Source organism: Bradyrhizobium sp., from assembly GCF_019244115.1.
Lineage (GTDB): Bacteria > Pseudomonadota > Alphaproteobacteria > Rhizobiales > Xanthobacteraceae > Bradyrhizobium.
This window is the reverse complement of record NZ_JAFATE010000595.1, coordinates 1-6,972: the sequence shown is the minus strand read 5'-3', so window position 1 is coordinate 6,972 and position 6,972 is coordinate 1. Positions and strand designations below refer to the sequence as shown.

General features: G+C 64.1%; 8 protein-coding genes. 6 read left to right on the top strand and 2 right to left on the bottom strand.

Annotated features, from left to right (window positions below):
• On the top strand, positions 1 to 512 hold a 512-nt coding region (locus tag JOZ76_RS26425; protein WP_291703640.1), incomplete at its 5' end, for an acyl-CoA dehydrogenase family protein.
• Here the strand turns inward: JOZ76_RS26425 and JOZ76_RS26420 are convergent.
• A complete protein-coding gene (locus JOZ76_RS26420) occupies positions 513 to 1,082 on the bottom strand; it encodes a L,D-transpeptidase (RefSeq protein WP_291703638.1) in 570 nt (189 codons plus the stop codon).
• A gap of 344 nt (positions 1,083 to 1,426) precedes the next feature.
• Here JOZ76_RS26420 and JOZ76_RS26415 point away from each other — a divergent pair, with 344 nt between their 5' ends.
• Together JOZ76_RS26415 and JOZ76_RS26410 are read left to right on the top strand one after the other, a co-directional pair.
• Positions 1,427 to 2,974 (top strand): acetolactate synthase large subunit, encoded by a 1,548-nt coding sequence (locus JOZ76_RS26415; RefSeq protein ID WP_291703636.1) that lies wholly within the window; start codon positions 1,427 to 1,429, stop codon positions 2,972 to 2,974.
• A 241-nt stretch (positions 2,975 to 3,215) separates the two neighbouring features.
• On the top strand, positions 3,216 to 3,728 hold the full coding sequence (locus tag JOZ76_RS26410) for a hypothetical protein (protein ID WP_291703634.1): 513 nt from the start codon (positions 3,216 to 3,218) through the stop codon (positions 3,726 to 3,728).
• Between the two features lie 245 nt (positions 3,729 to 3,973).
• Here JOZ76_RS26410 and JOZ76_RS26405 read toward each other — a convergent pair whose 3' ends face one another.
• Positions 3,974 to 4,168 (bottom strand): hypothetical protein, encoded by a 195-nt coding sequence (locus JOZ76_RS26405; protein ID WP_291703632.1) that lies wholly within the window; start codon positions 4,166 to 4,168, stop codon positions 3,974 to 3,976.
• A 208-nt stretch (positions 4,169 to 4,376) separates the two neighbouring features.
• On the opposite strand from JOZ76_RS26405, the gene JOZ76_RS26400 reads away from it, so the two are divergent.
• The 3 genes from JOZ76_RS26400 to JOZ76_RS26390 all read left to right on the top strand — a co-directional run.
• Complete coding sequence (locus JOZ76_RS26400) at positions 4,377 to 4,517, top strand: hypothetical protein (RefSeq protein WP_291703630.1); 141 nt, start codon at positions 4,377 to 4,379, stop codon at positions 4,515 to 4,517.
• Between the two features lie 548 nt (positions 4,518 to 5,065).
• Positions 5,066 to 6,454 (top strand): hypothetical protein, encoded by a 1,389-nt coding sequence (locus tag JOZ76_RS26395; protein ID WP_291703628.1) that lies wholly within the window; start codon positions 5,066 to 5,068, stop codon positions 6,452 to 6,454.
• On the top strand, positions 6,451 to 6,972 hold a 522-nt coding region (locus JOZ76_RS26390; RefSeq protein WP_291703625.1), incomplete at its 3' end, for a glycosyltransferase family 2 protein. The genes JOZ76_RS26395 and JOZ76_RS26390, both read left to right, overlap by 4 nt.

Here is a 6,972-nt window from a genome sequence, read left to right as displayed (position 1 = left end):
TGTTTACGGACTGCGAGGTGCCGGAGGAGAACGTGCTCGGCGATGTCGGCCGCGGCGTTGGCGTGCTGATGTCGGGGCTGGACTATGAGCGCGCGGTGCTGGCCGCGGGGCCCCTCGGCATCATGCAGGCCTGCATGGACGTGGTGCTACCTTACGTGCACGAGCGCAAGCAGTTCGGCGAGCCGATCGGCACCTTTCAGCTCGTGCAGGGCAAGCTCGCCGACATGTACACCACGATGAACGCCTCGCGCGCCTATGTCTATGCGGTCGCCAAGGCCTGCGATCGCGGCGAGACCACGCGCGAGGATGCCGCCGGCGCCATCCTTTACGCGGCGGAGAAGGCGACGGAGTGCGCGCTGGATGCGATCCAGCTCCTCGGCGGCAACGGCTACATCAACGATTATCCGACCGGGCGGCTGCTGCGCGACGCAAAGCTTTACGAGATCGGCGCCGGCACCAGCGAGATCCGCCGCATGCTGATCGGCCGCGAGCTGTTCGAGAAATCGGCGTAGCTAGTTCTTCACGATCACCAGCGCGCCGACCGCGACGCGGTTGTAGAGATCGACCACGTCATCATTGGTCATGCGGAAGCAGCCCGAGGACACCGCCTGTCCGATCGTCTCCGGCTCGTTGGAGCCGTGGATGCGGTACAGCGTCGAGCCGAGATAGAGCGCGCGCGCCCCGAGCGGATTTTCGATGCCGCCGACCATGTGGCGCGGCAGGTCCGGGCGCCGCGCCAGCATCTCGCGCGGCGGCGTCCATTCCGGCCACTCCTTCTTGGCGGAGACATGGTGCACGCCGCCCCAGCGAAAACCGTCGCGGCCGACCCCGATGCCATAGCGCAGCGCCTGGCCGCCGCCCTGCACGAGATAGAGCCGCCGCTCGGCGGTATCCACCACGATGGTGCCGGGCGCATAGCTCCCCGGGTAGTACACGGTCTCGCGCGGGATCGGGCTGGCACCGCCAAAAAATTGCGGCCCAAAGCCCATGGTCTGTCGGGTGTCCATCCATTGAGCGCTGGCCTGATTGCCCGCCGCGAGCAGGCCGACGACCGCAATCAGGATCACACGCACACGAATCATTGCCATCCCCCCACAAAGCACAATCGAGCTATAAATTTTCGGGCGCGGAAAAGTTTCCCAAGCGGTTGCGAAAATGTGCTGCGGCTTCGTAGAATCGCCCGGACGAGACTGGCCATAACCGGCGCGCTTGCGCAAGCCACGGCCGTGTGAGCGGGCGGGTTTCACCGCTCCCGTGACCGGATGCACACGGCCCGGCCGGGCCGCTGAAACCGCCATTAGCCTGGACGCGCACCAGGCCTGAGGCGATGGCTGCAATGTCGCCGCCCCCTTTGACGAAAGGCCCGAACAATGATTGATCTGCCACCGATTGCGCTGCGACCAATGCGCGAACGGGAGTGGAACGAATGAACGGTGCGGAGAGCCTGGTACGGACGCTGGTCGCGGGGGGCGTCGACGTCTGCTTCACCAACCCCGGCACCTCCGAGATGCATTTTGTCGCGGCGCTGGACCGCGTCGAGGGCATGCGCTGCGTGCTCGGCCTGTTCGAGGGCGTGGTGACGGGAGCCGCCGACGGCTATTTCCGCATGAAGGGCACGCCGGCCTCGACGCTGCTGCATCTCGGCCCTGGCCTCGCCAACGGGCTTGCCAATCTGCACAACGCCAAGAAGGCGCATTCGGGCATCGTCAATATCGTCGGCCAGCATGCGACCTATCACATCGGCTACAACGCGCCGCTCACCTCCGACATCGAGGGTCTGGCGCGGCCGATGTCGGCGTGGGTGAAAACCTCGCCCGATGCGAAATCGGTCTCCGCCGACGGCGCCGCGGCGATTGCGGCGGCCAAGAGCGCGCCGCCGCAGATCGCCACCCTCATCCTGCCCGCCGATACCGCCTGGAACGAGGCCGACGGCATTGCGCCGGTCGCGGCGCCCGGCCAGCGTCCCGGCTACTCCTCCGAGGCCGTCGACACCGCGGCCAGGGTGCTGCATGGCCATGGCGCCGAAACGTTGCTGCTGGTCACCAATGGCGGGCTGACCGAGCAGGGGCTGGCACTGGCGCAGCAGATCGCCGGCAAGACCGGCTGCACCGTGATGGGCCAGACCTATCATCCGCGCATGGCGCGCGGCCGCGGCCGGTTCTCGATCAATCGCATCCCCTATGTGATCGAGCAGGCGCTGCCGATCCTGAAAAATTTCCGCCACATCGTGCTGGTCGAGGCGAGCGATCCCGTGGCGTTCTTTGCCTATCCGAACAAGCCGAGCATCTTGAAGGCCGACGGCTGCGAGGTGCATCGCCTGACGGCATGGGGCGAGAACTCGGTCGCGGCACTGGAGGCGCTGGCCTCCGGCCTCGGCGCCGGTCCGAAGGACGTCAAGCCGCAGCAGCACCCGGAACTGATCAAGCCGACCGGGGCGCTGAACCACACCACGATCGCGCAGGCGATCGCCTGTGCGATCCCGGAAAATGCCATCGTGGTGGACGAGTCCATCACCACGGGCCGCGGCTTCTTCCCGCCGACGGCGGCGGCGGCCCCGCATGACTGGCTGCAGAACATGGGCGGTTCGATCGGCTTCTCGACGCCGGTCGCGACCGGCGCCGCGGTCGCCTGCCCGGACCGCAAGGTGCTCTGCATGGTCGGCGACGGCAGCGCGATGTACACCATCCAGTCGCTCTGGACCCAGGCGCGCGAAAACCTCGATGTCGTCACCATCGTGTTCGCCAACCGGATCTACCAGATTCTGCGTGGCGAGTTCGATGGCGTCGGCGCTGGCGAGCCCGGCCAGCGCGCGCTGGACATGCTGAGGATCGACCGGCCGACCATCGATTTCGTCGCGCTCGCCAAGGGCATGGGCGTTGCGGGCCGCGCCGTCACCACGGCCGACGAGTTCAACGCCGCGCTGGCGGAAGCCATCGCCGAGCCGGGCCCGCGGCTGATCGAAGTGCGGATGTAGCGGGCGGGCGCTCCGTTCAGACTGCCGGTTGTCAGTGCCGTCATTGCGAGCAGCGAAACTCCGAGGCAATCTGGGTCGGTCATTCCGGGATGGTCCCAACGAGGCCGTGCGAAGCGCCGACCGATGGGACCAGACCAGGAATCTCGAGATTCCGTTCGATGCTTCGCATCGCCCCGGAATGACTCGTGCGTCGGGCGTGGATAGCCTCGCTCCTGGCAATGACGGATCGACTGGGAGCCACATGCACACCGAGCTGAACAAACTCCTCAGTGCCCTGCAGGAGTTTTACGCCCGCGAAAAGTTCCTGTTCGAACGGGATCTCGGCGAGCGTGCGCTGACGCATCGCCTGGCGGTCCACATGGAGAAGCATTTTCCGGGCTGGGAGATCGATTGCGACTACAATCGGCTCGGTGAGCGGACGCTCCGCCTGCCACGCGGCGCGATCGTCTCGACCGACGATCACTTAGGCAAATCCGTCTATCCCGACATCGTCGTGCACCAGCGCGCCATCCCCAACAATTTGCTCGCGATCGAGGTCCGCAAGGCCAGCAATCACGGGGCGATCGATCACGATCAGCACAAGCTGCGCGCGCTGACCGACCCGCATCTGTGGTTCGCCTATTGGATCGGCGTCCTGCTGACGCTCGGCAAGACCAAGATCACGGCCTCGGAGCTCTATGTCGGCGGCAGCATCGATCAAGCGCTGTCGCTCTGGTTCGCCGACCGCCTGCGCGACAAGGGCCTCGGCGACTGAGGGCACTGATACATCCGGCTGTTGGCACTGATTAGCCAAGACGTGGATGCCCGGCACAAGGCCGGGCACGACGAGTTGATAGCGGCAAACCGCATAAGCCGGACCGAGCCTGCTGCAGGATCAGAAATGAGCGATCGTCCTGCTTCGGGCAACCCTCCACCGCGACCTGCGCGCATGGCGCCACCCAAAAGAAGCGGCCGCCCGGAGGCGGCCGCAAGACATCCAGACGGATGGTTCGGTCGGTCTTATTGCTTGCTCATCGAATCTTCGCCGCTCTTCATCGACGACTTCTTCGACTTGTGCGACTTCTTGCTCGTCTTCGACATCTCGCCCTTGCTCATGCTCTCGCCACCGGCCGCGGGCGCGGCGCCCTTGTCCTGGGCGAATGCGGTTGAGGACAGGAAGGCCAGCGCGGCGGTGGCGATGATGATCTTGCGCATGCGAAAAGCTCCGTGTTTCCCTTGAACCGGCGCACCATAACGGAACCTGTCCAGGAAGGGCTTGCTTTCAACGATCAGTTATTTGTGAGTGCGATGCGCGCCCCGGGCCACGCTTAAGTCATCCTATTGACTCTTTTCATTCTGTGCGCATGGGAACCGCCCTTCGCAAGCGGCGTTTGTTTGGCGGGCAGGTCGCTGGAGCACGGTCATGGACTGGCAGACGTACGGGCTGCACGTCGAGCCCCCGCCACACACGGATGAGGACGAATTTGCCTACGCCGCCGGCTGGACCATCTCCGGCCTTGCGACGCTGGGTACCATCATCGCGGTCTGGATCTTTGCGATCTGACGACAGAGGAGCGTCACCTCTCCTGGTGAAGCCATTCTGAAGCCCCGCCAACGGTCGCCCGGCGGCGGCGGTTGGCCAGGGGCGTCGGCGTGGCTTGGCGCCGCGATGTAGAATCCGCGTCGAATCCGCCACGGCACATGTTGCAAGCAGCACCGGCTGATTTTCCGAAGATTTCTGACGCAATTTCGCCACGGATGCGACTTTTCCGGCAACGGCCGGGTCGTCGGTATCCGAGGGGGCGGGCGGGTGAATTGCTTCACACTGGCGACATTTCCCGGGCGGTACTATGCTTGCGCGACATGGGGCTGTGGCCGCGATCGCTCGCGGCGGCTGTGCCAGCAAGGCGGGTTCAGACTCCTGAGAGCTGCCTGCAGGAAAAGATGTTGAGGCCGTTGAGCGCGGCGGCCCGGACTACCAGCAAATTCAGAGTGAGTGAGTTGGAGGACTGCGGAAGTCATCGCTCCAACAACACCGCCAAAGCTCTTTATCAGATCATTGATTAGATCCGACTGCGTATTGGAGTAGCGTTTGTATTGGGAGTAGCCATTTTGCGCGAGGCGACAGGTGCACGCGAAGGGCAGGCGTACCTGGACACTGTGGTCATTCTGACCGCGGCTTTTTTGGTCTGCATCCCAAGCTTGTTCAATGGCTTCCCTTTCATTTTCATTGATACGTCCGACTACATCATTCTGACGCCGCGCCTGTATCGCAGTCCCTTTTATCAGTTGTTCGTGTTTCTGACCGGATTTCGAATCAGTCTTTGGGGCGTCGTTGCGGTTCAAGCCGTCCTTGCAACGCATCTCGCCTACCTTGTTTTTTGCTCCTTTGCAGACCGCAGGCTGTTTCTGGCCGCCGTCGCTGTGTTGGCCATTGCGTCCAGCCTTCCAGTGTTCGTCGGCTTTGTGATGCCGGACATTTTCACGGGCATCATGTTCCTGGCGATCTATCTGCTCTGTTTCGAGTGGGGACGACGTGCGACACTGACCCGCGCCTATCTGTTCGGGGTGCTTGTCGTTGCGATCTCTGTCCATCTGTCGCACCTCCTGATGGCCGTTGGCATGACGCTTTTCTCGGCCGGCCTGGGGTTTTGGCAAAGCAAACCCACTCGCGCGGTGCGACCGGGTGTGTTGGTTGCAGCTGCGGCCTGTGGCCTCGCCGCCCTGGCAAGTGTCGGCTATAACAAGGCAGTGTTTGGCCGAGCGGAGCTTTCGCCGGCAGGTCAGAGCTTCTTGCTGGCCAATCTCGTTGGCTATGGTCCGGCACGCGATGAGTTGCGCGAAACCTGCCCAGGCGCAGGTTACCGGCTCTGTGCATATCAAGCCGACCTTCCAGCCAATGCGGATCTGCTCTTGTGGCGACCGGGGCCCTTCGTGGCGCTTGGTGGGTTTGAGGCGATGCGGGAGGAATCGGCGGCCATCGTGCGAGCGACGCTGAGGGATCGGCCAGGTTCGGTCCTGATCGTGGTTGGCCAGAACTTCTTCAGAGCGCTGACCACCCTTGCGCCCGCGGCCAATATTCGGCCTCTTGCCGGGGCGGGCGAGGATACCGCGCCGCGCATTGCAGCTCTGATCGGCAAGGTCTATGGCGCGGGCGATGAGATCGCCTTCACCGCGAGCCGCCAGTCACGCGATACCTGGCCTGTGGCAGAGATGAATGTGGTGGGCATTGCCGTCGTTGCGCTCTCGGCTCTGATCATCCTTGGCCAGATCGTTCTCGGCTGGCGTCGGGATCGCAATTTCTCCGTGTTGGCGTTGTACATGGCCGCGGCATACTGCGGATCGTCGTTGATATGCAGTGCACTTTCGGGAGTCCATGATCGTTATCAGGCGAGAGTGACCTGGCCGCTGGTCCTCGTTGCGCTCATGGTGGTCGCCCGGCAGCTCGATCGGCTCCGTCGTGGTGACGCCGCTTCTGATCTTGCGGTGGCTGCGCGATGAGCCGCGCCCAGTCCCAAAGCCCGCGCATCGCCGTGATCATCCCTTGCTACAATGAAGAGGCGGCGATCGAGGCCACGGTTGCCGGGTTTCGCGCTGCGCTCCCCGGCGCTACGGTGTTCGTCTACGACAACAACAGCCGCGATCGCACCGGCCATGTTGCCCGCGCGTCGGGGGCGATCGTGCGGGTCGAGCGGATGCAGGGCAAGGGCCATGTCGTCCGCCGCATGTTCGCGGACGTCGATGCCGACATCTATGTCATGGCCGACGGCGATGCGACCTATGACGCCGCGGCCGCGCCAAAACTGGTGGCAATGCTGCTCGACGAGCAGCTCGACATGGTCGTCGGCGCGCGACAGTCGGAAGTGGAGGAGGCCTATCGCCCTGGCCACCGTTTCGGCAACGCGATGCTGACCGGTATCCTGGCGCGGATCTTCGGCCGCTCTTTCACCGATGTGCTGTCGGGTTACCGCGTCTTCTCGCGCCGTTTCGTCAAGAGCTTCCCGGTGCTCTCGACCGGC

Bases quoted from the DNA above. Each gene is read 5' to 3' on its own strand.
- JOZ76_RS26420 (WP_291703638.1), bottom strand. From the start codon at position 1,082: ATGATTCGTGTGCGTGTGATCCTGATTGCGGTCGTCGGCCTGCTCGCG.
- JOZ76_RS26405 (WP_291703632.1), bottom strand. From the start codon at position 4,168: ATGCGCAAGATCATCATCGCCACCGCCGCGCTGGCCTTCCTGTCCTCA.
- JOZ76_RS26410 (WP_291703634.1), top strand. From the start codon at position 3,216: ATGCACACCGAGCTGAACAAACTCCTCAGTGCCCTGCAGGAGTTTTAC.
- JOZ76_RS26400 (WP_291703630.1), top strand. From the start codon at position 4,377: ATGGACTGGCAGACGTACGGGCTGCACGTCGAGCCCCCGCCACACACG.
- JOZ76_RS26415 (WP_291703636.1), top strand. From the start codon at position 1,427: ATGAACGGTGCGGAGAGCCTGGTACGGACGCTGGTCGCGGGGGGCGTC.